The following is a 26,796-nucleotide window of genomic DNA, read 5'->3' on the forward strand; positions in this document are numbered from 1 at the left end:
TTATTGGTTGCGTGCTTCGGTCATTTGCTTCCAAACAGACCCTTTTGCTTCTTCGCCGCCTTCGATTCGTTCAATCGCCATTTTAACCTGAAGCTTCACTTCAAATTCAGGATCATTTTCCGCCTCTTTTAATCCGGTGAGTGCAGATTCATCCCCGACCTCGTATAGGAACATGGCCGCACGCCACCTAACCAGTTTACTCTTATCTTTCAAGGCTTGAATCATTTCCGGAATGGCATCCGGAAACCCTAAATCGGATAGACAATCTCCAGCTGTTCTTCTCACAGTTACCGACTTATCATGCAGTCCCTTATACAATAAGGGAAGGACTTTTACATCTTCTATCATTCCCAAGTACACCACAGCCAATCGGCGGATGGAGACTTTCTCATCCTCAAGTGCTTTCTCTAATAAAGGCAAGTCAGCCAAAGTCGGATCCTCCATGGAATCAAGCTTTTGATACCTTGTTTGCCAGTCAGGTGCTGTAAAGTCCGACACGCTCACCTTTTGCTTTCTCTTATAAATGATCGGTCCCTTTGAGTCGGTCGTCTCCTGTGCCTCACTGACTAATGCTGCCAGCCGTTCTGAAGGGTACGCCGCAACAAGTTCTTCCGTCACATTATGACCGATCTCATCTAAATCACCATACCTGATGCCATAATCCATCCACTTCCGAAGAAGGACAACATTATCCCCCTCTTTTTGTACATCTTTGATTGCTTCAAGGAATGGGGCTGGAAGTGAAAAGCGCTTCTCTTGTTCCCCGTCAGTCACTTTGACTTGCATCGGGACCCCTTTGAACATTTGCACGCTGACATTCACTTCACCAAAATGTTCTTCCATAGGAGATTCATTTTCCTGCTTTCCAGCATCTTCACCGAAGGCTACCCTTACCTTTGGCAGAAGCTCTTGCCAATCAAATTTAGCGTTTCTTTCAACGGCTAAGAAATCCGCAACATGGTAGACTCCCTTTATACCGTCAATGGATAGAATATCTTTAATGACGGGAGGAGCTCCCTCAGCTTCATCTTTTTTATAATTATTGCTCTTCCCGGCCTTCAGCTCCTGATCAAGAAGAACTTTCATCGTATTAGGACTTGGAGTCGGTTCAATCGATAATATCTTCAAGCTTTTTACCCCTTTCAATTAACAATTCATATACTGTTCATTCTAACACAGTATGTCTGATGCCTTAAATGAAGAGCCCTATTCGGCAAATTCAGAGAGATACGTCCAACGTTCAATGAGCTTTTCCAATTCCTCATTTAGCCTCTCACTCTCGTTCATCAACTCTTGTGCCCGTTCGAAGTTGCTGCCGACACTTTGTAACTCTGAATTTGCTTCTTCAATCCTTTGTTCAATATCAGCCATCTTATCGTCGATTTCATCCCACTCTCTTTTCTCCATATAAGAAAGTCGTTTTTTCTCTTTTTCCTTCACTTCTTTCACAGGTATGGACTCCGCCTTCTTTTCTGTTTCCTGCTTCTTACTTTTCAGTTCATTTTTTTCAAGATATTCCGTGTATTCTCCGTAGTATAAATCGATCTCCGCTTCCCCGTTGAAAACCAGCAATTGTTCTGCCGTTTTATCTAAAAAATATCGATCATGGGAAACGGTCATCACTACTCCGGAAAATTCATTGATATAATCTTCCAGAACTGTGAGGGTTTCTGTATCTAAATCGTTCGTAGGTTCATCAAGTAAAAGTACGTTGGGTTTTGACATTAAAAGCTTCAGCAAAAAGAGCCTTCTTTTCTCTCCGCCGGAAAGCTTTCGAATCAACGTCCCATGAGAGCTCATGGGGAACAGGAACCTCTCTAGCATCGATGTAACGGAAATCTGTTCTCCCTTATCCGTTGTAATATACTCTCCTGCTTCCCTTATATACTCAATCATACGCATATTCTCATCAAGTTCTTCATGACTTTGAGTATAGTAGGCAATCTTAACGGTTTGCCCTTTTACTAACTCGCCATCTGTAAGCTCATCGGTGCCTGCAAGGATATTAAGGAACGTAGATTTCCCGCTTCCGTTTTTCCCTACTATCCCGATTCGGTCTTTTGGCTTGATCAGAAAAGAGAAGTTATTTAGAATCTGCTTGTCTTCAAACCGCTTTGTTGCACTCTTAAACTCGTAGACCTGTTTTCCTAAACGATTACCACCGATCGACATCTCAACCTGCCCGTTGGATGGTCCGGAAGTCATCGTATCCTCCAGGTGTTCAAATCGTTGGATACGGGCCTTTTGTTTAGTGGTGCGGGCTTTTGCTCCCCTTCTCATCCAGGCAAGCTCTCTTCGATATAGATTCTGTTGTTTTTCAGATAATTGTCGCTCGGCCTCTTCCCTTGAGGCTTTGGCTTCGATGAATGAAGCGTAATTCCCTTTATAGGAATACAGACGGCCTCCATCCAATTCGAAAATTCGATTCGTGACTTTATCAAGGAAATAACGATCATGGGTTACGACTATGACAGATCCATTATACTTACCTAAATAGTCCTCAAGCCATTTGATGGATTGATAATCCAGATGGTTGGTAGGTTCGTCCAAGATTAATAAATCAGGAGTCTCTATGAGAACACCAGCAAGTGCCACTCTCTTCTTTTGGCCACCGGATAATTCTTTCATTTTCTTACCGAAATCATGAATGCCGAGTTTGGTTAAAATGGCTTTAGCATTTGCACTTGCATCCCATGCGTTAAGGACATCCATTTGTTTCTGGGCTTCGAATAATCCTTCTTGCACCCTGGGATTTTCGGGATTTTTCTCCATATCCATAAGCGCCATTTCATAGTTCCTCATAGCTCCAATGACCTTGGCTTCACCCCGGAAAACTTGCTGCAGCACGGTTAATTCACCGTCAAAGGCAGGTTCCTGTTGAAGGTAAGAAATATGGTAGTCGTTAGGCATTGTAAGTTCCCCGGTATCATATTCTTCCATGCCGGCAATCAGTTTCAATAAACTCGATTTACCCGTACCGTTCACCCCGATCAGTCCGACTCTTTCCTTTTCTGTAATAGAAAACGATATATCTTTGAACAGAGTTTTCTCTCCATAGGTTTTAGAAAGATTCTCAGCTGTAAACATTCTCATTCTTGACCAGTCCATTCTCTATTAAATTGCTCCAGAAACCGCAGCAAGAAATCATGGCGTTCTTCAGCCAATGCCTTCCCTGTTTCTGTGCACATCAAGTCTTTCAACTTCAATAATTTTTCATAAAAATGATGGATGCTCGAACTATCCCCATTTCTGTATTCTTCGATGCTCATGTTCGTTCTTTCCTCGACATCAGGATTATAGATTGATCTTCCTTTTCTGCCTCCATATGCAAAAGTTCTGGCGATACCTATGGCACCAAGTGCATCCAGGCGATCAGCATCCCTTACAATTTTTGCTTCTATGGAAGTCAGCTCGGCTTCATGGCCACCTTTATATGAGATGGAATAAATAATCGATTTCAGTTGTGATTTCTCGCTTTCAGTAAGTGATAGGCGTGATAGGATATGATCGAGCTTTTTCTTACCTTCCATTTCTTCTACGAATTTCTCGTCAGGCACATCGTGAAGCAATGATGCCAGTTCAATGATATATGTACAGGAAACCTGCTCTTCCCTGGCAATTCTTAGTGCCTGTTTCCTCACTCGATCCAAATGGTACCAATCATGTCCCGTTGCCTCACCAAGGTACTCATGTTTTAAATATTCTATTATAAGGTCCAGCTCTTTTCGATCCATATTTCCACCCTTTCTTCCATTGTACCAAAGATGTATTATAATCAGAATAAAAAGGAGTGGATGCCTGATTCTTCACATCACTCCTTTTTCAATTCAGATCATTCGTTTTCCGCGAGCCAGCTTATCCCTATCGTGTTTTCACCAGCATGTACCCCAATCACTGCCCCGAGTGGGTATGCACCAAATTCAATTCCTGGATACTTGGCTTGCAGTTCTTCCATCCACTCCGTTGCCTCTTCACGATTCAACCCATGTAATACGGATACTTTCCGAACGTCTTTCTCTGCAAGAGCCATCTCCAAACGTTGACTCATACTGGAAAGACCTTTCTTTATGCTTCTTACTTTGTCTTTTACGTTAAGTTTTCCATCTTCAATGGAAAGCATCGGTTTTACTTTCAGTACGCTTCCCAGGAAGAATGAGAGACCGCCCATCCGCCCACTTTTATGAAGCTGTTCAAGACTTCCCACCATCACGAAGGTTTCACAAGTGGTGATCCTTTCTTCAATGGCTTCCTGGATCTGATGCGGTTCCTTTCCTTCCCTATGTAACCGTTGACCAAAATGAATCAATTCTGTTAAAGGATTGGAGAGGATTTTCGAATCAATACAAATAATATTTGGGATCGTGCCCTTTAATAATTCCGCTGCCTGGTGGGCAGAGGAGAAGGTTCCGCTGAAATGGGATGAAACATGGATGGAAAAGATATAATCATAGTCCGCTGATAATTGTTCATATAGTTCCTTAAATGTTCCGATCGAAGGCTGTGAGGTTTTAACCTCCACCTTCAAATCTCTTAGTTTTGCAAACAAGTCCTCGGGTGACAGGTCTATTCCGTCCTGATACTCCCTCTCCCCAAAGATGATGCTCATTGGTACCACAAAGATGTCATGTTCTCCGCTGTCAGGAACATAAGCAGTGCTATCCGTTACCCAGGCTATCCTCATTATTAAAAATCCCCTTTTCTATATTTATATGAACTCTTTTCCCCTCTAGAAGTCCTTTCGGTCAAGCTGTTTCAGCGTGTCAACAGAGAATGATATCATCTGTAGAACATCATCGACCATTTCCTCTGTTATCACCCGGTCAAAGGTTAATACCCCCTCGTATGTAGTGGGGGTATTAGAGGAAGTCACTTCTTTCCATTCCCAATGTTTGTCTTTCCCCCAAACTTCCATGAGGTGCTGTCGATTATGATGAATTATCTCCTCACCTTTGTAAACGACTTGGATATCCGCACCTGCTGTGTTCTTTTTTGTCATCTGATGCCTTTCTGCAAGAAAATGTCCCATATCAGCCCTCAAATGAAACTCTATAACACATGATTTCTTAAATGGTAAGGAATAGTGGATCTGATAGCATCGTTCATATCGTGCGAAATCAAACAAATCCTTGCGATCCACTATTTGAACTTCACCTGTCAGATCAAGATCATATACTGCCCCTTCAAACACTACCTTTAAGTTATCAAAAGCTGTCGGGTCAAACATATTTTCCTCTCCTTTCTCTTACCTATCGTTAGAATAGACCGATTGCCCGTCCTTCATCATCTACATCCATTCCATAGGCTGCCGGTTTCTTTGGCAGCCCCGGCATTGTCATCACTTCCCCTGTCAGTGCCACGATGAATCCTGCTCCGATTTTCGGCTTCAGTTCCCGTATCGTAATGGTGAAACCCTCAGGTCGTCCAACTTTTGCCGGATCATCAGAAAGGGAATACTGGGTTTTGGCCATACAGATAGGAAGTACGCCCCAGCCGTGGCCTTCAAACTCTTCCAGCTGCTTTTTCGCTTTGACGGAATAGTCTACACCGCTAGCACCATATACCTTTTTCGCAATGGTATCAATTTTAGATTGAAGAGAATCAGACAGCTCATAAAGGGGGGTGAACTCACCCTTATTTCTTTCTATTTCATGTAATACCTTCTGTGCTAAATCGATTCCACCCTCACCACCTTTAGCCCAGACATCGGTCAGTGAAACCTCAACTTCCTGGTTTTCACACCAGTTGATCAGGGTGTCGATTTCCAACTCGCTGTCTGTCACAAACCGGTTGACAGCAACGACAAACGGAACATTGAAATGTGTCAAAGTTTCCATATGCTTTTGTAAATTAGATAAACCTTTTTGGAGAGCTTCTAAATCTTCTGATTGAAGTTCTCCTTTAGGTTGCCCCCCGTGCATTTTCAAAGCGCGGATGGTCGCAACAAGAACAATGGCATCAGGAGCTATGTCTGCAGCCCTGGATTTGATGTTCAGGAATTTTTCCGCTCCCAAGTCTGCACCGAACCCTGATTCAGTCACTACATAATCGGCCAACTTCATAGCAGTCTTCGTAGCGATGATGCTGTTGCATCCGTGGGCAATATTTGCAAAAGGTCCCCCGTGAATAAGGGCAGGCGAATGCTCGATCGTCTGTACGAGATTGGGCTTCAATGCATCCTTCAACAATAATGTTAATGCGCCTTCGACTCCAAGGTCCTCCACGGATATAGGTTGTTTTGAAGTGTTATAGGCAACCACCATCTGACCCAGTCTTCTTCTTAATTCTCCGAGACTCTCCGATAAACACAGTACGGCCATTATCTCAGACGCTACAGAGATATCAAATCCGTCTTCCCTTGGAACCCCTTGAACAGGGCCGCCCAATCCAATAATGATTTGACGAAGAGCACGATCATTCATATCGACGGCCCGTTTCCAAACCACTCTTCTTTGATCGATGTTCAATTCATTTCCTTGATGAATATGATTGTCCACTAACGCAGCCAGTGCATTGTTTGCTGTGGAAATGGCATGTATGTCCCCAGTGAAGTGCAGGTTAATATCCTCCATTGGAAGCACTTGTGAATAACCACCACCTGTTGCGCCGCCTTTGATCCCCATTGTCGGGCCCAGGGAAGGTTCCCTCATGGCAATGATGGTATTCTTATTTAGTTGGTTTAGCGCATCCCCCAGCCCCACTGTCACCGTAGACTTCCCTTCACCCGCAGGCGTTGGATTGATTGATGTGACAAGGATTAATTTTCCTTCGGAATGGTCTTTCAGCTTATGTATCGCTTCAAAGGAAATTTTCCCTTTGTATTTGCCATAAAGCTCAATGTCATCTTCTCCAAGCCCAACTTTCTTTGCGATGTCCAGGATGGGCTTGATCGTGGATCCTTGAGCTATCTCGATATCTGTTTTCACTTTTTTCTTCGTGGTTGTCACGTTCTTTCACCCTCTGATTCTTATATTTAGCGTTATCGGAATACCCGGCGCAGCTAGTTAATTTTTACAAAAAAGCATGTTTAACCACAAACACTCTTTACAATCTGTTTGTAATCTAATAGTATAGTGTTTCTTTATTTTACACTAATTCTTCTGCTCTAATCTCACCACTATTTTGCCTTTGATTGGGGGAATACAATTGAGACACGAGAAGCCCATTCTCATATTGACTGCACATTTTGGAGAAGGACATATCCAAACAGCCGAAACCCTTGCTGATACGTTTAGAAAACAAGGGAATCGCGTGTACATCTGTGACTTATATGGAGAAGCCTACCCTGCTATTCAAACACATAATGACTTCCTGGAGAACTTATGGCGTTGTTTATACGATAAAAATATCAGAAATTCATTGTCCAGCAAAGTATATTCTCCCTATTATGAGCACACTCACACTTTCATCATAGATGATATCCTTCAGCATGATCGTAAGAATGAGTATTCATTGGAAAGGGGGATGTGAGATGGAAACATCTACTCACATCTTTTTCGGAATCGGCATTGCGTCAGTAGCCTCCTGCGATCCAGCATTACTATCTCAACGTGTCTATTTATCTTATTTTTCGCTTTTACCTCCACTCCTTTATATACCATCAACTATCTACACACTTCCTTGAAGCAAAGAGAATTAAAATCATCCCAAACAATTTGACCTTATTAAAACGGAGATGGCTCATGAATTGAATAAATAATAAAAAAATAATCGATCCAAACTAATTTGGATCGATCTTAACCTTATTTTTGAAACATAAACAATGTTGTAAATGTCAATGCCTGCTTCAATTCATTTGAAAGAGTATCTGCCAATGAAGGTTTCACCATTTTCTTGTAGATCCAGTCTTCACTTATTTTCTTCCACCCTTTGTCATGTGCCAGTTTCTCCAATTCCCATGGCATCATCGTATTACAAATCACTTCTTCACCATGGAGACGGGGATATGCATTTTCCCTCGGGTGAGCTGTGGGACCCAAGATGCCAATACAGATATAACCATCATTGGAAACCACCCGTTCAATCTCATTCAGTGTATGCAAAGGATTCTCCGTCCATTCTACTGAATTAATCGCCATCACCGCATCAAATTGCCCATCCTGAAATGGAAGTGAACGCAAATCTCCTTGTACGAATGACAGGTTTTCCCTTGCCTGTTTACTCGCAATTTCAATCATGTTTATCGAGAAATCCATCCCTGTCACTACGTACCCTTTTTCATAAAGAAGAAAGGAACCATATCCGTCCCCACAACCTAAATCCGCAACCGTTTGAACATCACAAGTATGCTTATGGAAAAAGGGGATGACAGCTTTTCTGCTTCCTTCTGTCCACATGTCTACACTCTTTGAATGCCATTGATCAGCATTATCTTCCCATCTGGTCTTGGCACTAGCATGCCATTCTGAACTTTTCATATGTACACCTCAACATTTTTTCTATACTGTTCTATATTCTCATTACATCCTGCTGAGTCCTTCTTTTTATCAAGATTTTTTGTGATTTTCAATGTGATAGATAATATTATTATGTAAACCTCATTTGGTTCTGCAAGATACAGCTTATGCTTTTCTTCTGATTTGTTCATACTAACTCTATATACAGAATGTGAAGGGTGATATCTTATGGATGGAATTACAAAGGTCCAACGAAACTTTCATGGGGACATAATCAGTTTCCAAACTACTTCCGGCAGGATCATTTCCTATCGAAAAGCAGTATTGGAAGCTTCTGAAGGGTTACTGCACGGCGTTACACTCCATGAAAATGAATGGGGTGAAGCGGAATTGACAAGTATGTCAGTTGATGACGGTAGTTTTAATGACTACCCCACCATTTTTTAATCCTTCTTCATCAAAAAAAGGCCTTTCACATGTGAAAGGCCTTTAGCATGTCTCTGGAGATATCAGGTAGTGAACATGTACGCTACTCACTTCTGTTTTGGATTGTACGCAGGTCTGCTAACCGGTTTTCTTCTTCTTCAAAAAATTGGACAAGATCTCCGATGCGGTCAATAGAATCCCAACTCAAGTGGTGTTCGATCCCTTCAACATCTTCATAAATATGCTCTTCTTTTACTCCAATTACACGAAGGAATTGTTCCAATAGTTCATGTCTGTATACTAAACGTTTTCCCACTTTGCTTCCTTTTGGAGTCAGAACCAGTCCCCGGTATTTCTCATAAATGAGGTAATCATCTTTATCTAACTTCTGCACCATTTTGGTAACTGAGGAGGGGTGGACAGATAAAGCTTCTGCAATATCCGATACTCTGGCATAACCTTTGTTCTCAATTAACATATAAATCTGTTCTATATAATCTTCCATACTTGGTGTAGGCATTCTGTACCCTCCAAATTCCCATAAATATCATTAAAAGTTTACTATAACTACAGAATGAATACAACCCAAGCACTTTAAATTACTCCTCCATCAATCGTGTATTCAGGAACCTGGAAATCAACCCGTATTTTGGCGATAACATCCATACGATGAAAAAAACAAGTCCGGCGGCCACTGCCATTGCACCTGAAATGGACACATCGAACATCTTTGCCCCGTAATATCCGATGATGCTATCAAAGACTCCAATGCCCCCGCTTAAAAGAAGCATTACTTTATAACGGTCAGTAAGTAAATATGCAGTAGCTCCAGGGGCAATGAGCATCGCTACCACGAGAATCGCACCTACACTATCAAATGCCGATACGGTCGTAACGGATACCAGACCCATTAATATATAATGAACCGCAAGTACCGGGATACCGATAGCCGCTGCCATACTTGGATCAAAAGAAGTTAATTTAAACTCTTTAAACAGAAGGAAAATGATGAGAATATCCAATAGCAACACAGATCCCAGCATTACAACTGATTTAGGAATGTCCCCAAGTATTGGCAATGACAAGGTATTCCAAGGGACGAATGCAATTTCACCCATTAAGGCATGCTCCACATCCAAATGAACATTCTTAGCAAACAATGAAATGAGGATGACCCCTACAGCGAACAGGGAAGTAAACACTACACCTATTGCAGCATCCTCCTGGATACCGCTGGAATTCAATAACTGAACCATAAAGGTAGTCAACAATCCAGCCACTGCTGCACCGATCAACATATAAAATCCATTCATACTTTGGCTGACAATGAAGGCCATAACCAATCCTAGGAGCACGGTATGGCTGATTGCATCTGCTAACATAGACATCTTTCTCAGGATTAAGAAGCATCCTACGATTCCACAGGATAAACCTACTAAACTACCAGTCAGAAGAATCCATAATTCATAACTCATATTCTTGCCCCTCCTCTTCTCCTTGACATCTTTACGTTTAAGAAAGGATATTGCCTATAAATATCGGACATTTTCATTTGCAGCTTTGTGAGTTGTTCTCTTGATAATGCCTCTTTTTCTTCCTTTTCAATCCACTGGATATCAAGTGATCCCAACTCACTCGGGTACATTTCTTTCAGTTCCATGATTTCATCAAAAAAGCTGAATTGCTCTGCTTTCATTTGCCCTGATTTTGTAATCGTCACTATTCCATCCTTTTCATTCAGGTAACCTTGTTTCATTAAATGCTTCAATACCCGATTAAATCTTAAGTTAGAAATATTGCTTTGTTGAAATAAATGATCTACATCTATCGTTTGCTTACCGTATTCATACATCTTTTTCAGTAGAAAACGCATAGCCAATCGATCATCATTCTTCACTCTTTTCAATATAATCGATATTAATCCGCGCTTCGGAGAGAACAGTATGGATGTGATGAAAATAACTGTAGCCGTCAAGACAATGAATGGGCCGGTAGATAAACCTTTACCAAGAGTACTGATCAGCGTTCCGACTGCCCCAGATAAGCCTCCGACAATTCCGGAAATAAAGACCATTGTCGACAATGAATTCGTCCAGTATCTTGCTGATATGGCAGGAGTGATCAGCATAGCCGCCATCAGGATGACACCCACTGCCTGAATTCCGATGACAACCGTAATAACTAATAAGGAAACAAAAAGAAAATTCAAGAAACCTACAGGAAGCCCGATTCCCCTCGCGAATTGAGGATCAAAGGTACTTACCTTAAATTCTTTGAATAAAAGGGACGTAATAATGATTAAAGCCGTTGCCGTTAACCCCATAAGCTGAACATCTCTCCCCACAAGGGAAGCTGCCTGCCCAAAGATGAAATCATCCAAACCGCTTTGGTTACCAGTAGGCATTTGAGCAACTTTTGTTAAAAGGACGATCCCTAATCCAAAGAATACAGATAATACTAAGCAAATAGCCGTGTCTTCCTTGATTCTCGTTGTGTTTGTAATGAGTTGTATCGTGTAAGCTGCAAGAAGACCCGTGGCGGCAGCACCAATCAATAGTACAAAGAAATTTTTCTCCCCCATGAACATAAATGCAAAACAGATTCCCGGCAATGCTGCATGGGCGACCGCATCCCCTATTAAGCTTTGTTTCCTTAGTAAAGCAAAACTACCTAAAACTCCGCTCGCAATTCCCAGTAACAATGTACTCAATAATACCCATTGTGTATTTCCGTCCGTTAAAATCGATTGCCATAAATGATTCATCATTTTCACCTCTTTCTATGGATGAATCAGCATTTTATCCTTTTCCAGGAAAGATAGTTTCCCTCCATAGGTTAGTTGTAAATTCTCTACACTAAACTTATCTTTTGTTGGACCATAGGCTATCGTTTTTCTATTCAGTAACAGCGTCCAATCGAAATACTCTGTAACAGTTTGTAAATCATGATGAACAACCAGTACAGTCTTTCCTTGTTCCTTTAATTCATTCAATAACGAAATGATTGCTTTTTCCGTTGCAGCGTCCACTCCTACAAATGGTTCATCCATGAAATACACTTCCGCTTCCTGAGCCAGTGCCCTCGCAAGAAAAACCCTTTGCTGCTGCCCTCCTGATAGCTGACTGATTTGTCTTGATGCAAATTGTGTCATTCCTACCTTATCGAGACACTCCATTGCAAATTGAACATCTTTTTTTGATGGTCTCTTGAACCATCCTAAATGACCATATCTTCCCATTAATACGACATCCAATGCATTTGTAGGGAAATCCCAATCTACAGATCCACGCTGGGGAACGTACCCAACTACTTTGCTTTTAGGAGAATAGGCTTTTTCAAAGATCTTGATATCACCGGACGAGCGGGGAATCAACCCCAGAATGGCTTTAATTAATGTCGATTTCCCTGCACCATTAGGACCGACAATTCCGATTAACTTACCCTTTGGAACAGAAAACTCTACGTCCATCAAAACCGGTTTTCTATGATACGCAACGGTTAGCCCCTTAATATCAACTGAATTCATGGTATCGCCTCCTAAGACTTACTTTAGTCCCTTTACAATCGTATCAACGTTATGCTTATACATACCAATGTACGTTCCTTCTTCTGTTCCTTCTTTCCCCATAGCATCTGAGAATAATTCCCCGCCTTTTTCAACTTCATGACCTTTATCCTCTGCCCCTGCTATAACGGCTTTGATCGATTTTTCAGAGATACTTGATTCTACAAACACAGCTTTAATGTTTCTGTCTACCAATGTATTTACAAGAGACTGCACGTCTGCTAAACCATATTCAGCATCTGTACTCAGACCTTGTAATCCCATAACTTGAAGATCGTATTTTGCTCCGAAGTAATTAAATGCATCGTGAGCTGTTACAAGAACTCTTTGTTCTTCTGGAATCTTTGACATTTCTTCCGTAGCATATGCTTTCAGTTCATCTAATTCCGCAAAGTACGTTTCAGTATTTCGAATGTAGTCTTCTTTGTTTTCAGGATCTTTCTCGATCAATCCGTCCCGCACTTGCTCTAATGCAATTTTCCATAAATCAATATCGAACCACACATGTGGGTCAGTTGCCGTATTATCTGCCTGATCTTTACGCAGTTTATCTTTAGGTATGCTATCAGCGATGGCATAAGTTGGTTTTTCTTTATTCATTTTTTCAAATATCTCAAGCATTTTCCCTTCTAAATGGAGACCGCTGTAGAAAATAATATCTGCTTCCTGAAGCTTACCAATATCCGACTGTTTAGCTTTGTATAGGTGAGGATCCACCCCGGGTCCCATTAAACTTTGAACCTTTACATGTTCTCCTCCAATATTTTTAACCGCATCCCCTATTTGCCCAATTGTTGTCGTAACGACTATTTTATCGTTTTTAGTACCCGAGGTGGTTGCTCCACAGCCTGATAGGATGAGGCCTGTCGCTAAAATAATGATCATCCCGGTAAGAGCCATTAATCTTATTTTCATGTTTAATCTCCTCTCTAACCCATAAGTTTTTTGTTTTCTAATACATCTACCTTATTCTTGAAACTTGTATATGTTCACTTTTTTTTGAATAAGGAATTTATTTTATGTATGACTATAAAAGTTTCCTTAATGCAAATTTTATTTCCTCACTCAAAAATTGTCAACACATATTAACCAAATTGGTTAAACGTTTCCGTGAAAAAAGAGGAAATGTTGACTCGAAAATCGTCATATTGTATAGTAAAGACATCATTGAAATGGACGGTTTTCATGCTTATTTTTAAGCATTGGGATCATTCATTTCGTGAAAACTATTTTCCATAGGCACAACTGTGCTTGAACGATTTAGGAGGATTCTAACATGCAAAATGGTAAAGTAAAATGGTTCAATAATGAAAAAGGTTTTGGATTCATCGAAGTTGAAGGTGGAGATGATGTATTCGTTCACTTCTCAGCGATTCAAGGTGAAGGGTTCAAATCATTAGAAGAAGGTCAAGAAGTTTCTTTTGAAGTTGTTGAAGGAAACCGCGGACCACAGGCAGCAAACGTAGTTAAATCATAATTGTACAAAACAATAGATCAAACATAAAAGGCAGCCATTCCTGGCTGCCTTTTATGTTTGATGCGAATCGTTCCTCTTCAATCGTGCTCCGTACTGTCGGATTTGTTCGCCAATGGTGCATTGTTCTATACAAAAGCGATGAGCATAAGTTTTACCGTACTCCTTGCGAAAATGCGCTTTAAGTAAGCAATCGTTACAGTAGGTGTCAACGAGCTCATCCACTCTATCCACCACTTCTTTTCGATTCATGAAATCACTCCTAGATTTATAACAATGTTCGTTTTATTAATAGAGTATATAATACCCGGTGAAATTATTCTAACCGTTTGTTACTGTGTACGTTTGTTCCCTGTAATGCCTGGTTGGCGAGCTTGTCGGCTTCTTTATTGTCTTTCCTGCCCAGGATGACGAGCTCTGGCTTCAGTCTTAGCTTATGGATACGTGCTTCGATTCGATCGAGCCACCTATTTAAGCCTTCTTCGTAGCATGGCCATTCTCCCTCCACCTGTTTCATCACCACCTGGGAATCACCCTTGATTGTACAAGGAACATTTTTTACACCGATTTCTTCAAGGAGGCCAAGGGCAATATGTAATGCTGCGTATTCTGCTTCATTATTATTTTCAATTCCTTCGAGAAGTTCATTTTTCCTGATTCTAAAGGATTCCCCGCCCTTATCATAATAGATGACAATTCCGGCACCAGCATTCGACGTTTCCTTGTCATATCCGCCGTCAAAGAACAGAACAATATTTTCAGGTTCTTTCTCCAACTCCTGATTCAATTTCATGAATTCCTTCCTACTCCATGAATTCCCCATTTCATCAATGATTTCAAGATCAAGTACTCTTCCTGTTTTCATAAGGTCATCAATATGAATCAACGTTTCTTTTCGTGGAAAATAATCGGATTCAAACCATATATCAGAAACCGTTTTACTTTTGTATTTATATTTGATCTTCATATCCATTGTCATTCACTCCGTTTTCTCCATTTTATTGTTCAAAATCATTTTTCTTTGTATAATGAGGACTATTGTTTCATTTATGGTTAGGAGGATATTTTATGTTTAATATATGGTTTGGATTTATTTTCGTACTAGTTACGTTCTCATGTTTACTGCTCATGTATAGAATGTTTGGACGGACCGGACTCTTTGTTTGGATCGGGATTTCCACCATTCTTGCAAACCTGCAGGTCGTTAAGACAATCGAAATCTTCGGAATGACAGCGACATTAGGAAATGCCATGTATGGTACCGCATTTTTAGTGACGGATATCCTGAATGAAAAGTACGGGAAGAAAGATGCCCAAAAAGCAGTATGGCTCGGATTCTTCACTCTGATCGTTATGACTATTATTATGCAACTGGTGCTGCAATTTCAACCACACCCTGAGGACTTCGCACAGGAATCCCTGGCGACGATTTTTGGCATTATCCCACGAATCGCCATTGGAAGCCTGGCTGCTTACCTGGTCAGTCAGTTAACAGATGTATACATTTTCTCATATTTAAAGGAGAAATTCCCTACAGACGCACAGTTTTGGATTCGTAACAATGGGAGTACGATGGTGAGTCAACTATTGGATACACTTGTCTTTACAAGCATTGCTTTCCTCGGAGAATATCCAATGGATATTTGGTTTGAAATATTTATTACAACCTATCTCCTCAAATGGGTCATTTCCCTCATGGATACCCCTTTTGGCTACATCGCTAAACGATTTCCCAAGAATACGAACTAGAAGGGAATATGCTACTATATATTATAAATATATTGTTTGATGAGGTGAATAATGGTGATTGAAGTGAATGTTGATGGGGCAAGTGCCGGGAACCCCGGTCCAAGTGGCGCAGGAATCATGATCAAGAACAACGGATTAGTCGAAAAACATTCGATCCCTTTAGGAATGATGGATAATCACGAAGCTGAATTCACTGCATGCAGGATGGCACTTGAATTCTGTTTAGAGAAGCAGGCGGATATCGTGTGGCTGCGCAGCGATTCACAAGCTGTGGTTCAGGCGATTGAGAAGGAATTTGTCCGCAACAGTCAATATAAACCATTACTTGAAGAAATTTTGGGACTCACGAAGCAAATGAACCTTTTCTTTGTCAAATGGGTACCAAGTAAAGAAAATAAAGCAGCGGATGAACTTGCCCGAAAAGCCATCCATCTGAATTAAAGGGATTCTTTTGAAGTAAAATAGGAAATACAATGATTGTCCCTTAATTCCTTTAAGCTATCACGAAAACCACCGAAAAGGAGCTCCTTTTCGGTGGTCTTTTTTTACGTTCATCAAATTACTCCCTATGCCAACCCCTGCAGCTCCATCCATCTTAATGCTTCCTTTCTGGAAGAGATCTGTTGGGAGTGAAGTCTTTCCAATATGGACATGTAGAAGCTGCTGTCAAATTGTTTCTGGGCTTTCAATGTGATTTCAATTGCGCTATTGACCAGTTCATCCGGGGCGTCAGTGTACTTTTTGCCAAAATAGATGAAGCCGATCGCGTCTTCTTGAAATTTGAATCCTTTGTTTTCCAAATCTATGAGAAAATCTTCTGTTGTCTTTTTCACGTTTCTCCTCACCTTATCACCACTTTGTCTTCTCTTATCTTACAGAAAATTTTTTCTTTTGCCTATCCTTTTTGGAAAACAAGAAGGCAATGAAGCCAAGTAGGGACCCGAGTATTGCTCCTCCCACCACTTCCTGGGGCTGATGTCCGAGCATTTCCTTCAGTCTCTTCGGTTTTTTCTCTTTGAATTCCACGGTTTCCTTTTCATGCGCTTTCCGGACGAGCTCATCCAGGCTATTTACTTTAAGGGTCAATTCACCGGTTTGCCGGCGGATCCCCTGGGCATCGTACATGACTATCAGACCGAATATGAAAGAAAGAGCGAAGTCGACCGTTCTAACTCCTCTCTTCAACGCAATGAATGTCGTCAAAGATGACACTCCGGCACTATGGGAACTCGGCATTCCTCCGGTCTGAAAAAACAGCTCAGGCTTCCATTCCTTCTTTTTCCAAAAGTGTAGTGGGATTTTTAATCCCTGGGCAATGGCTATACTGATCAATGCGGTTACAATTCCTTTATTCACCCTCACACCTCCCTTAACCATAGTTTGTCCCAAATATCTTTCTGTACATGGGATATTTGTATGTAACAATGACAAAATAATAAAGATCTATAAAGGAGGGTTTGTAGAATGACTAAAGGAAACAATAAAAACAAAGGGAAGAACGCAAAAAGCGTTAACCCGCAAGGAATTTCCCAGGATGCTGAATTCGCCATGGAGCCGAAGAGCACATTAGAAAATGCAGCTAAAAAGAAGAACACAAAATAATTTATTACACAAAAAGTGTCAGGGACTATTCAAGGTCCCTGACACTCTAATGAAGGGTTAGCTGGAAGCCATCATTACATTTGAACCTACTAAAAACCTTCTAAGAACTTTCAATTCCAGGTCGTCCACCAGTGAGAGCGTATCATGTGAAACGTTATTCCATCTTGCTTCCTCAACGGAAACAGATAATGGTACTTCACAGTGAATTTCGGCCAATTTCCTTGAAACATGCAGCATGTCCAGGTCTACTTCAATTTTCTTTCGTTGAGCAGGGGTCAACTCGTGCAGATTGGCAAGGATCCCGGATATATCATTATACTGTTGTATCAGCTTCAGTGCCGTTTTCTCCCCGATTCCTTTAACCCCTGGATACCCGTCACTCGTATCTCCCATCAATGCTTTCACATCGATGAATTGTTGCGGGGTAATTCCTCTTTCTTCTTCGAAAATGTCTTTCGTATACGTTTGATAGTTTCCAAAACCTTTCTTCAGAAGCATGATTTCAATGTTATCATCAAGAAGCTGAAGAAGATCCTGGTCGCCGCTTAATACAGAAACTTTTCTCTCGGGTTGATGAAGCTTTGCCAGCGTCCCAATACAATCGTCTGCTTCATATCCGACCACTCCAACGTTGGAAAGATTGAACCCTTCAGCCACCTCTTTTGCAAGATCAAATTGAGGAATCAATTCAACCGGAGGTGCATTTCGATTCGATTTGTAATCATTGAATACTTCATTGCGGAAAGTCTGACTTCCCATATCCCAACACACAATGATATGGGTAGGTTTTACATGGTCAGCGGCCATCAGTAAATGCTTCATGAATCCCTGAACACCATTTGTTGGAAGTCCTTTTGAGTTCATCATGAATTGGCCGGTTACGGCTGTAGCAAAAAAAGATCGAAATAATAATGCCATGCCATCTATCAATAATAAATGCTCGTTTTTCTTTTCCAAATCAACCACTCCTCAATACTTCGTTCCGTTCACCTTTTAAAGTATAACATATACGAATAAATAGCTAATTGGAAAAGTGATGAACCTTTTCCAATTAGCTATCTTTAGATTATTCTTTCTCCACCTTGTGGTCTTCATAAGAAACCCAATCACTGTAGCTTCCCACATAAAGCTTCACATTAGTAAATCCAGCTTCCTTAAGAGCAATGAAATTTGGTGTGGCTGTCACACCAGATCCACAATAAACGATGATGGGGTCTTCCTTCTTCAGCTCTTTGAAACGCTTATTCTGCTCGTTTTGGCCAAGGAAATACCCTTCCTTGACCCCATCTGTCCATGGGTGATTGATGGCACCAGGTATATGGCCAGGTATACGATCAATCGGCTCTTCAAGACCCTTGAAACGTTCCGTGCTCCGTGAGTCGATCAAAGGCGTATTTCTTTCCCCATTTGCAATCTCCTTTACTTCTTGCAAAGTGCCAATAATGTCTTCTTTGAAGTTGGGACGATAGCTTCTTGGGGGATACATGGGCACAGTTGATTCCCTTTCCCCTGAAGCCTCTTTCCAAGCGGCAAATCCCCCATTCAGAACATAGACGTTCTCGTGACCGATATAATGGAATAACCACCAGCATCGGCCCGCGAATGCCCCTTCCTTTTCATCATAGATCACAATGGTTGATTGATTGTCGATCCCTGCGTCCTCGACTTTACGAAGGAAATTTTTCATATTCGGGAGAGGATGGCGTCCCCCGTGCTTTTTCGCAAATCCGGATAAATCCTTTTCAAGGTCAAAAAAGACGGCACCCGGTATATGGCTATGATTGTAACGTTCCCGCCCTTCTCCGGGATTCCCCAAAGTAAAACGACAATCGATGACTCGTATATCCCCGTCATGAATATGGTCCATAAGCCAATCCACCTCTACGAGCACACTCATGATTTCATCCCCCTCTTCTTCATCAATTTCACCACTTCCTCCTTCGGTTCCCAACAGGAAAATTGATAAGTGGTTTTCGTTTCATAGCCAAGTCTTGAGCAATGATAGGTGGTCCTCCCATTCGACTTCATTCCTTCAATGTGAATGCATGTGGCACAGCAGTGATAAGGATTCACAGAGATTGTCCCCCTTCGCTTCTTTATGCTTGTTCGAGCTGTTCTAAATCCCGTTTCAGTTGATTCAGGTCCTGAACGTTCTCGAGGGCCTCAAGATTGGACGTGATCTGATCCATCACTTGACTACTCATTTCTTCTTTAAGTGCTTGGAACTCTCCTTCGAGATACGTTTTCCCCCATGTATCCATGCGTGAATGTTCCTGTGCCAGATAATGGTCGGCAGGTTCCTGAAGTATCGATTCCAGTTTTTCCTGAATCAGCTTTTTACCGCCTTTTTCAAAGAAATGCTTCGGATTTTTAAAGGTTGAAAAGGCGTCTTCCAACGGACGCAGCTCCAATTGACTAAAGGCGTTCTCAAATTCAATGGTACTGTCATTTTTATATTCCATCGGAGAAATGACCAGATCCCCTTCAATCCGCTGAATTTTCTCTTCCATAGCCATCCATTGATCCCGGAGCTGCTTTTGAATGAACTGCTGGATCCGCAGGGATGTAGCCCGCATTTCCTGAGCCAGATCAAAGCCGATACTCGATAGAAGTTCCTTCAACCCTTCTTGGATCGCCTGTGACTGTGTAGGGAATTGTAAAAATAACCCTGAATGGAATGCTTCTTTATAAAAGTCCGACAACCTGAAAAATACTCTTTGTTTTACATAGTAGACGAGCTCTTTCGATTCCTGCTGCATTTCTACCGTAAGCGGCTCTACAGGTTGTGAATCGATAAGGGAGAGAACCTCTGCCTTTCTTTCCACCAGTTCTTTTTTCCTTGCTTGTTTATAGGTCTTGTCACTAGAAGCTGAATGAAGATAGTGGCTAAAACGCTGCAGCCCTCTATCCCATTCACCGAGAGCTGAATCTATGCTCATACTCACTAAATCATTCTGTATAAAGGTATGAAATTCCTCCTTGAATTCAGCAATACCTGACTTATGAGAATCTGTTTCTTTAAGCGCCTGAAGGGACGATACTCCGAAAATCCTTGGAAAACGGATCCCATATTGCATCAGTTGACCTTCTACATAGTCAATGACTTCATTCTTTTCTTCCTCGTCACTGGCAAGATCGATGGCGTTGACGACAAAGAACATCTTATCCAATTCAAAGGTGTCCTTCACACGGCCCAATTGGATTAGGAACTCCCTGTCTGCTTTGGCAAATGCATGATTATAATACGTCACAAACAGGATCGCATCCGCATTCTTGATATATTCGAAGGCAACACCCGTATGTCGCGCATTGATAGAATCCGCCCCCGGCGTATCGACGAGGGTGATTCCCTGTCTTGTAATAGAGCAATCATAATAAAGATCAATAGACTCTACAAAGCAAGCCTTCTCCTCATCTGCTACATATCCCCTATATTCTTCAAGGTCTACCTTTCGTGTCTTGCCGAGATTTTCCTTAAAGGTAGGATACCCCTTGAGAAAGGCTTGCAGGAATGATAGGTGAACATTTTCTTTCCCGCTCCCTTCACTGGTTAGCGGAGGAATCAATTCTGCTGCTTCATCCAGGGATGAAACATTCTTATTAAAAAACGAAAGGGAATGATTGATGTCAGAAAATAGTTGTTCATAGGTTTTAATCTGTACATTGGCCGTTTCGTGCTCATTATCCGCTGATACGGGGTTGATACGGTTGATGGAAGCCGTTGTCGGATTAGGGCTCACCGGAAGTACTTTACGTCCTAACAGGGCATTTGCAAACGATGATTTCCCGGCACTAAATGCACCGAACAAAGCAATCGTAAAGGATTGATTGGAAAGCCGGTCACTCTTGCCTTCCAACAGATCAGCCATTTTCGTAAAGCCTTTGTACTTTCTGAACACACCCGACATCATGTCTAATCGATCAATGACCTCTTCCATTGAGGTAGACGTTTCCAGCTCATCCATAGAGGCTCTTATATTCATTTCCGGTTCACGTTTCACTTCCTGTTTCTGTTCCAGTACTTCATCTGAGGCAAGAATATAATCTTCCTCCCGTTCTTTCCATTTACCGGTCCATTGTGAAATGACCGAATCAGCCCGCTTTTGTTCAATCTCCACATTCATTAACTTTCGAAGTTGTGCGATTTTCTCATCCTGAAGTAAATTCCATTGATAAACGATACCTGTCTTATTCTGAAGCTCCTTCAATTCTGCTTCCATGACTGATTGTTCATCTGTTGTTGAGGTCTCCATTTCAGCAATCAGTGTTTCAATCAGCCCATTGGTTTCATTTCTTGCCTTTTTCTTTAAAGCTTCAGAAAGATCCTCACAGTATTGCAGAACATAGTCACTCGTGACACCTGCCCCCTGTTTAACTAAATCCTCCAGAAAACGGTCATCTACTTCAAGACTCAATCGATCCCATTCCCCGCGAAGATTTGATGAAGGTAGATATTCTTTCAACATGTTTTTACCAAGTGTCTTTAAATGCCATTCCAATTGGGATTCTATCCGGGTGTTGATGTCTTCTTTAAATTTTTGGAGCCTTTTGGCCTTTTCTTCTTCTGTCTTCTGCCTTGAGAATAGGAAACCGACTTTAAAGTCCGGTTGTCTGCTTTCAAGATAACCTTTCGCTAATTCCCTTGTTTCAAAAGGCATTAAGTACGCATTTTTGAGGATTTCCCTTCTCTCTTCCTCGAATTGATCTTTAATGGCTTTGACATCATTTTTGGCTAGGGTTTCAATCAGCTTTTTTTCCTGTTGAAGGAGGTCATCTTTTTTCTCCCATTCTATATCTGTAAGAATATCCCGGGCTTTATCCTCGATTTTCCCTAGCTCTTCTTCATACCATTTCTCATGTTCAGATTTCAATTGTGAAATGGCCGACACTGCCGAGTCTCCAATCAGTTCACTTTTCCTTTTCACTTGGTCTTCAATCAAGGTCTCTAGTTTTTTAAGATCATTGTGTGGATGACCAGGATTTTTCAAGGTTGTAAAAAAGATTCCATCGGGTACGACTCCCCACGTGGCGAATGAGTTCCTCACACTTTCCTGGAAATCGGTAAATGCTAATTCTTCATCCTGATGCTTATCGATTTGATTGACGATCAAATACAATTTGACACCATGACGAACCATCTCTTTGGTGAACTCGAAATTCACCTGTGATTGGACATGATTATAATCCATCACATAGAAGACGGCATCAGCAAGGTGGATGGCAGACTCCGTTGACAACCTGTGTGCATCATCCGTGCTATCGACACCGGGTGTATCCAAAACAGACACACCCTCAGGCACATCACTTCTCTTTCGTCCGATTTCCACAGAGTACACATCTTCACCGTTTTTGCAAAATTCCTTTATGGCCTCAAAATCATATGGTGCCTTAAAGTACAAAGGACGTGATTGATGATAGTGAATTTTCGCGAAATCAGTTTCTGCATGATGAACTTTCACTAAATTCGCACTGGTTGGGATCGGACTGGAAGGAAGGATATCTTCCCCCATCAAACGGTTGATCATGGTGGATTTACCAGCGGAAAAATGGCCGCAGAATGCCAGGATCAATTCATGTTTGTTCAACTTTTCAGCCAATCGTTCCACCTTGGAAGCCCGCTCTTCATCCCCACTTTGAAGGAAGAGATCGTAATAGGCTGCCAGTTCTTGTAACGCATTATGTAAATGGATGCTCTTATGTTCAATTTGACTCATAGTCTAATTCCTTTCTGCTTTAAAAAGAATGATAACGTTTTTATTCTATCGTATTTTGATTAAATTCTCTATGAATTCATGTCGGCAAGGGAGAGCGGAGATTAATGACAGTATATGCGGAAGTGATAAAAGTGGAAAAAGACAAAATAAAAAGCCCTCTTCCGTGTAGAAGAAGGCCAGGATTATTTATCGTGTCGTTTCTGTTGCAATCAGATTTGAGTGAGCAAAAGATTTAGTGTCTCTCTGGTATGAAGATATTTTCTTCCCTTGTACCGGATTCTTCATAACATTGGATAATACATATTTCATCATGAAGCCATACGCTACTACAGTAAATAATATCAAAAACCATACCATTTGAATCCCGCCCTTTTGAGAATAATTTTCATCTTCAATTAGAATATTATCAAAATTGATAATCATTTTCAATAAGAAATTCATTTTTCTTTTTTAAACAGCGGTATCCAGCGTCTTGTTCTGACGTGGACCATTTCATAATCCGTTTCTTCCTTCAATGCGCGTTCCTCAAGGGGGATGCGGATAGAAAGGATGAATTGATTTAATAGTGCAAAGATAAACAATGTCCAATAAGCGTTGAATAGGAGAGGAACAATCAGAAATTCCAATGTAACGATAAGGTAGTTAGGGTGCTTCAAATGCTTATAAGGACCTTTTGCCACAACTTCAGCTTGAGGGAGTACAATGATCTTCGTATTCCAATACTTCCCGAGTGAAGCGATCGCCCATACTCTCCCCAGCTGAGTCAGGATGAAACCACCAAGTAAAAACGGCCAGTAGTGGTTGACTCCCGAATGAAGGAGTCCTCCTTCAATGAGCAGGGAAATGAAAAAAGCGATGTGGATAGCGACCATCATACGATAATGGGTCTGTCCGTATTCCTTGGCCCCCTGAGACTTCATCCACTTTTCATTCGATTTGGCAATGAATAATTCTACAATTCTTTGGATCATCAACACGGAGAAAAAAAGCATAAAATACAGCATTATTCCCACCTCATCAATAGCAGCTCAGAACTGAATCCCGGCCCGAGAGCGGTGCCTAAGCCAATGTCCCCGCGTTCGCAGCCTTTATCCATAAATTCTTTCAGGACATATAGAATCGTCACTGAGGACATATTCCCATACTCCTTAAGGACTTTCATGGATTCATTGGTCATACTTTCATCCATTCCCAATGCTTCTCTGTATGCTTCAATCACTTTCTTCCCACCTGGATGGGCGACAAAGTGTTTTATATTTCCGAGCTCAACCCCATTTGCCCCGATGAATCCCTCAACATTCGGTCGCAGCCAATTTTTTACCAGTGTTGGAATATCTTTGGAGAAAACAACATGCAGTCCATTTTCCTTGACCTCCCACCCCATGACATCCAATGAATCCTCAAGTAGCGTCGACTGGGTGGCAAGGATTGTTGGCAATGGCTGTGACAATCCTTTTAAGGCCAGGCTCTTGTCCCCACACACAAGGGCGCATGCCACTCCGTCTGCAAAAAGCGACGTCCCAATCAAATTACTCTTTGAACGATCACCGTGTTGAAAGGTCAGTGAGCATAATTCAATTGATAGAACAAGAACATTTGACTCAGGAAACGCCAGGCAGTATTCGTACGCCCGTGATAATCCGCTTGCTCCACCTGCACACCCTAACCCCCAAATCGGTATTCGTTTTACATGAGGAGAAAAAGGGAGCTGGTTCATTATTCTTGCTTCAAGACTCGGGGTTGAAAGACCCGAAGTAGATATGGTTAGGATAGCATCTATGTCTTTCAAGGTGAGATTTTGGCTTGATAACACCTTCTTGACTGCTTTCGTACCCAATTCAACGCTATGGTGGATAAATTCATCGTTTTTTTCTTGTAGGGAATGTTCCTTGGAAAACCATTCGAGATCCTTCACGAAATAGCGACTTTCTATTTCACCGTTTTGAAACACATTGATTAAGCGGCCAATATCCCTATAACTTGAAGAAAATAATTGTTTCGCAAATTCTGCCGCTTCGTTTTGCGTGATTTTAACAGGCGGGATTTCAGTTTCTACTGAGAGTATCTTCGGCATGTATGTCCACTCCTTACACTTCCATGTAAGGATAGCCTTTCCAAACATATCAAAAACATGTATGCAGAGTAATACTTCAAAAACAATTTGTAAAATAGTTCTTTAGTATGAAATAAATACTAAAATACCATCCTTTCAGCCTAGTCTATATGATATGATTATAGTGACAAAATACTGGAGGAAACGACATGATTTTAACGAAAAGTGTCACAGATATACTCAATAGTTCAGTAGAATCGATTAAAGGGGTCATTCCCTTGCACATTGACGTTCTTAAACCCTCATTGCTGACAGAGCCGTTCAGCCAGCATAAAATCGGTGTACTCATCGGGTTTACGGGGGATGTTAGAGGCAGAATGATCATTGATGGTGAAGAGGAGAGCTTTCAAGGTTTGGGTGCATCCATGTTTGGAATGCCTTTGGAGGGTGAAATGCTTGAATCTTTCGCAGGGGAACTTGGAAACATGATCGCGGGAAACCTGGCAACACTCCTTGCACAAGCCGGCCACTCTTTGGATATTACCCCCCCAACCGTCATTGTCGGTCAATCAAGGATGTATGGATTTGATAAAGCTTTAAAACTACCGATTAAGATTGAAAATGTAGGGGATTTCCTGGTGGTTTTAATGATTGAATAGAAGCATTCGAGAAAAGGCTGACCTTAAATAGAGGTCAGCCTTTTGTCTCGAGACAGTTAAAATCCATGAATCGTCATGCCGCCGTCTACAAAAAGGGTTTGTCCTGTAACATAGTTAGATGCGTCACTAGAGAGGAACACCGCAGGACCGACCAATTCTTCCAGTTCACCTATCCTTTTTAATGGAGTAACGCTCAATATATCGCTGACATACTCTTCATTTTGAAGCAATTCCTCGGTTAACGGCGTTTTGAAATACCATGGACCGATGCTATTCACATGAATATTGTATTTTCCCCATTCCATTGCCAATACCTTAGTCATTTGAATCATGGCAGCTTTCGTGGAAGCATAAACGACCCCGGTCCTGAGGGCAACATGACCAGCAACAGAAGCAATATTAATGATTTTCCCACGGTTCCTTTCTTTCATGTGTTTCCCCACATCCTGGCTCATCATAAAAGCGGATTTAAGATTCGTATCCATGATCTTCTGCCATTCTTCATCGGTAACCTCCAAGGCAGTCGACCGGATATTCATCCCGGCATTATTGATTAAAATATCAATGCACATGCCGTTTTCTTCTATGTAGGATATAACATTTTGAATGTCTTCACGGGATGTTACATCTGTCGGGAGGATATAAGCCTTTCTCCCCAGTTCCTCGATGACTCCTGCCGTCTCTTCTAAATCGCGCCTGGTTCTTGATAAGAGGACAACATCACAACCAGCTTCTGCCAACCCAATACTGAGGGCTCGTCCGATTCCGCGGCCTGCCCCTGTGACAACAGCCAATTTGTTTTTTAAAGAAAATGAAGGTAAATACATTTCTCCCCACCACCGTATCTATAAATTAAATCTTCTTAATATTAACACAGATACGGTCTCTCCCAAAGGTAAACCTCTCATTGATGACCTTTCTTGCCTTGGTGATAATGAACCTGGATATAAATCTCTGCTTCGACAGGCAGTCTGCATTGAGGACAAATCGTTTTATCAGAAAAAATTTGGCAGCACTGTTTACAATAAAATTTTTGCACCTGATCTTCTCCTTCCCTTTCCATTCCTACACTCTATGCAAGAAAGATTGGTAAATGAACGCTATAAAAAGCCCAAATTTGAATCGCTTCACAATTTCTTCACAAACTTACTCACCATGTGT

30 protein-coding genes are annotated in these 26,796 nt (G+C 41.5%); 7 read left to right on the forward strand and 23 right to left on the reverse strand.

All coding sequences use genetic code 11. From position 1 onward, the window contains the following. The 6 genes from KYJ26_RS15385 to KYJ26_RS15410 form a co-directional block, all read right to left on the reverse strand. A complete protein-coding gene (locus KYJ26_RS15385; RefSeq protein WP_219168268.1) occupies positions 1-1,128 on the reverse strand; it encodes a conserved virulence factor C family protein in 1,128 nt (375 codons plus the stop codon). Positions 1,129-1,206: 78 nt separating this feature from the next. Next, positions 1,207-3,093, reverse strand: a complete 1,887-nt coding sequence (locus KYJ26_RS15390; RefSeq protein WP_219168269.1) for an ABC-F family ATP-binding cassette domain-containing protein — start codon at positions 3,091-3,093, stop codon at positions 1,207-1,209. Next, positions 3,090-3,734 carry an HD domain-containing protein gene (locus KYJ26_RS15395; protein WP_219168270.1) on the reverse strand — a complete coding sequence of 215 codons (645 nt, stop codon included), beginning with the start codon at positions 3,732-3,734 and terminating at the stop codon, positions 3,090-3,092. The genes KYJ26_RS15390 and KYJ26_RS15395 overlap by 4 nt, the downstream gene beginning before the upstream one ends. 98 nt (positions 3,735-3,832) lie before the next feature. Beyond that, positions 3,833-4,681 (reverse strand): DegV family protein, encoded by an 849-nt coding sequence (locus KYJ26_RS15400; protein WP_257475074.1) that lies wholly within the window; start codon positions 4,679-4,681, stop codon positions 3,833-3,835. 45 nt (positions 4,682-4,726) lie between these two features. Then, positions 4,727-5,224 (reverse strand): hypothetical protein, encoded by a 498-nt coding sequence (locus tag KYJ26_RS15405; protein WP_219168271.1) that lies wholly within the window; start codon positions 5,222-5,224, stop codon positions 4,727-4,729. 28 nt (positions 5,225-5,252) lie between these two features. After that, positions 5,253-6,944 (reverse strand): formate--tetrahydrofolate ligase, encoded by a 1,692-nt coding sequence (locus KYJ26_RS15410; RefSeq protein ID WP_308807569.1) that lies wholly within the window; start codon positions 6,942-6,944, stop codon positions 5,253-5,255. A 199-nt stretch (positions 6,945-7,143) separates the two neighbouring features. On the opposite strand from KYJ26_RS15410, the gene KYJ26_RS15415 reads away from it, so the two are divergent. After that, on the forward strand, positions 7,144-7,467 hold the full coding sequence (locus tag KYJ26_RS15415) for a hypothetical protein (RefSeq protein WP_219168272.1): 324 nt from the start codon (positions 7,144-7,146) through the stop codon (positions 7,465-7,467). A gap of 272 nt (positions 7,468-7,739) precedes the next feature. Here the strand turns inward: KYJ26_RS15415 and KYJ26_RS15420 are convergent, their stop codons facing one another. Further along, positions 7,740-8,414 carry a class I SAM-dependent methyltransferase gene (locus tag KYJ26_RS15420; protein ID WP_219168273.1) on the reverse strand — a complete coding sequence of 225 codons (675 nt, stop codon included), beginning with the start codon at positions 8,412-8,414 and terminating at the stop codon, positions 7,740-7,742. A gap of 207 nt (positions 8,415-8,621) precedes the next feature. Here KYJ26_RS15420 and KYJ26_RS15425 point away from each other — a divergent pair, with 207 nt between their 5' ends. Continuing rightward, entirely contained in the window at positions 8,622-8,840 is a 219-nt protein-coding gene (locus tag KYJ26_RS15425) for a DUF3892 domain-containing protein (protein WP_219168274.1), read from the forward strand. Positions 8,841-8,922: 82 nt separating this feature from the next. Here KYJ26_RS15425 and mntR read toward each other — a convergent pair whose 3' ends face one another. The 5 genes from mntR to KYJ26_RS15450 form a co-directional block, all read right to left on the reverse strand. Then, entirely contained in the window at positions 8,923-9,339 is a 417-nt protein-coding gene (gene mntR / locus KYJ26_RS15430; RefSeq protein ID WP_219168275.1) for a transcriptional regulator MntR, read from the reverse strand. Between the two features lie 79 nt (positions 9,340-9,418). Next, on the reverse strand, positions 9,419-10,294 hold the full coding sequence (locus KYJ26_RS15435) for a metal ABC transporter permease (RefSeq protein ID WP_219168276.1): 876 nt from the start codon (positions 10,292-10,294) through the stop codon (positions 9,419-9,421). Then, complete coding sequence (locus KYJ26_RS15440; protein ID WP_257475075.1) at positions 10,291-11,586, reverse strand: metal ABC transporter permease; 1,296 nt, start codon at positions 11,584-11,586, stop codon at positions 10,291-10,293. Before KYJ26_RS15440 ends, KYJ26_RS15435 begins: the two co-directional genes overlap by 4 nt. A 12-nt stretch (positions 11,587-11,598) precedes the next feature. Then, positions 11,599-12,345, reverse strand: coding sequence for a metal ABC transporter ATP-binding protein (locus tag KYJ26_RS15445; protein ID WP_219168277.1), 747 nt, complete (start codon positions 12,343-12,345; stop codon positions 11,599-11,601). Positions 12,346-12,363: 18 nt separating this feature from the next. Continuing rightward, on the reverse strand, positions 12,364-13,299 hold the full coding sequence (locus tag KYJ26_RS15450) for a metal ABC transporter solute-binding protein, Zn/Mn family (RefSeq protein WP_219168278.1): 936 nt from the start codon (positions 13,297-13,299) through the stop codon (positions 12,364-12,366). A gap of 361 nt (positions 13,300-13,660) precedes the next feature. Between KYJ26_RS15450 and cspD the strand changes: the two genes are divergently transcribed. After that, on the forward strand, positions 13,661-13,861 hold the full coding sequence (gene cspD, locus KYJ26_RS15455) for a cold-shock protein CspD (protein ID WP_219168279.1): 201 nt from the start codon (positions 13,661-13,663) through the stop codon (positions 13,859-13,861). Positions 13,862-13,912: 51 nt separating this feature from the next. Here the strand turns inward: cspD and KYJ26_RS15460 are convergent, their stop codons facing one another. Beyond that, positions 13,913-14,110 carry a zinc-finger domain-containing protein gene (locus tag KYJ26_RS15460; RefSeq protein WP_219168280.1) on the reverse strand — a complete coding sequence of 66 codons (198 nt, stop codon included), beginning with the start codon at positions 14,108-14,110 and terminating at the stop codon, positions 13,913-13,915. Positions 14,111-14,174: 64 nt separating this feature from the next. Continuing rightward, on the reverse strand, positions 14,175-14,831 hold the full coding sequence (locus KYJ26_RS15465) for a reverse transcriptase-like protein (protein WP_219168281.1): 657 nt from the start codon (positions 14,829-14,831) through the stop codon (positions 14,175-14,177). A gap of 95 nt (positions 14,832-14,926) precedes the next feature. On the opposite strand from KYJ26_RS15465, the gene KYJ26_RS15470 reads away from it, so the two are divergent. Together KYJ26_RS15470 and KYJ26_RS15475 are read left to right on the forward strand one after the other, a co-directional pair. Next, a complete protein-coding gene (locus KYJ26_RS15470) occupies positions 14,927-15,607 on the forward strand; it encodes a queuosine precursor transporter (protein WP_219168282.1) in 681 nt (226 codons plus the stop codon). Between the two features lie 54 nt (positions 15,608-15,661). Further along, positions 15,662-16,048 carry a reverse transcriptase-like protein gene (locus KYJ26_RS15475; protein WP_219168612.1) on the forward strand — a complete coding sequence of 129 codons (387 nt, stop codon included), beginning with the start codon at positions 15,662-15,664 and terminating at the stop codon, positions 16,046-16,048. A 125-nt stretch (positions 16,049-16,173) separates the two neighbouring features. Here KYJ26_RS15475 and KYJ26_RS15480 read toward each other — a convergent pair whose 3' ends face one another. Continuing rightward, on the reverse strand, positions 16,174-16,440 hold the full coding sequence (locus tag KYJ26_RS15480; protein ID WP_219168283.1) for a DUF6123 family protein: 267 nt from the start codon (positions 16,438-16,440) through the stop codon (positions 16,174-16,176). A 34-nt stretch (positions 16,441-16,474) separates the two neighbouring features. Continuing rightward, positions 16,475-16,963 (reverse strand): divergent PAP2 family protein, encoded by a 489-nt coding sequence (locus tag KYJ26_RS15485; protein WP_219168284.1) that lies wholly within the window; start codon positions 16,961-16,963, stop codon positions 16,475-16,477. A 108-nt stretch (positions 16,964-17,071) separates the two neighbouring features. Between KYJ26_RS15485 and sspL the strand changes: the two genes are divergently transcribed. After that, on the forward strand, positions 17,072-17,209 hold the full coding sequence (sspL, locus tag KYJ26_RS15490) for a small, acid-soluble spore protein L (RefSeq protein WP_219168285.1): 138 nt from the start codon (positions 17,072-17,074) through the stop codon (positions 17,207-17,209). Positions 17,210-17,266: 57 nt separating this feature from the next. On the opposite strand, the gene KYJ26_RS15495 is transcribed toward sspL, so the two are convergent. The 6 genes from KYJ26_RS15495 to KYJ26_RS15520 form a co-directional block, all read right to left on the reverse strand. Further along, the gene (locus KYJ26_RS15495; protein WP_219168286.1) at positions 17,267-18,166 is read right to left on the reverse strand and encodes a 5'-3' exonuclease; all 900 of its coding nucleotides are present in this window, start codon (positions 18,164-18,166) and stop codon (positions 17,267-17,269) included. Positions 18,167-18,275: 109 nt separating this feature from the next. Next, positions 18,276-19,106, reverse strand: coding sequence for a sulfurtransferase (locus tag KYJ26_RS15500; protein WP_219168287.1), 831 nt, complete (start codon positions 19,104-19,106; stop codon positions 18,276-18,278). Continuing rightward, positions 19,103-19,282 carry a hypothetical protein gene (locus tag KYJ26_RS15505; RefSeq protein WP_219168288.1) on the reverse strand — a complete coding sequence of 60 codons (180 nt, stop codon included), beginning with the start codon at positions 19,280-19,282 and terminating at the stop codon, positions 19,103-19,105. Before KYJ26_RS15505 ends, KYJ26_RS15500 begins: the two co-directional genes overlap by 4 nt. A gap of 23 nt (positions 19,283-19,305) precedes the next feature. Next, positions 19,306-22,923: a dynamin family protein gene (locus KYJ26_RS15510; RefSeq protein ID WP_219168289.1), complete on the reverse strand. Its 3,618-nt coding sequence runs from the start codon at positions 22,921-22,923 to the stop codon at positions 19,306-19,308. Positions 22,924-23,360: 437 nt separating this feature from the next. Continuing rightward, positions 23,361-23,924, reverse strand: coding sequence for an isoprenylcysteine carboxyl methyltransferase family protein (locus KYJ26_RS15515; protein WP_219168613.1), 564 nt, complete (start codon positions 23,922-23,924; stop codon positions 23,361-23,363). 2 nt (positions 23,925-23,926) lie between these two features. After that, the gene (locus KYJ26_RS15520) at positions 23,927-24,997 is read right to left on the reverse strand and encodes a type III polyketide synthase (protein ID WP_219168290.1); all 1,071 of its coding nucleotides are present in this window, start codon (positions 24,995-24,997) and stop codon (positions 23,927-23,929) included. 188 nt (positions 24,998-25,185) lie between these two features. On the opposite strand from KYJ26_RS15520, the gene KYJ26_RS15525 reads away from it, so the two are divergent. Next, positions 25,186-25,635, forward strand: coding sequence for a chemotaxis protein CheX (locus tag KYJ26_RS15525; RefSeq protein WP_219168291.1), 450 nt, complete (start codon positions 25,186-25,188; stop codon positions 25,633-25,635). Positions 25,636-25,691: 56 nt separating this feature from the next. Here KYJ26_RS15525 and KYJ26_RS15530 read toward each other — a convergent pair whose 3' ends face one another. After that, positions 25,692-26,462 (reverse strand): SDR family NAD(P)-dependent oxidoreductase, encoded by a 771-nt coding sequence (locus KYJ26_RS15530; protein WP_219168292.1) that lies wholly within the window; start codon positions 26,460-26,462, stop codon positions 25,692-25,694. Positions 26,463-26,796 lie beyond the last annotated feature (334 nt).

Source organism: Rossellomorea orangium (assembly GCF_019334305.1).
In the GTDB taxonomy this organism is placed as follows: domain Bacteria; phylum Bacillota; class Bacilli; order Bacillales; family Bacillaceae_B; genus Rossellomorea.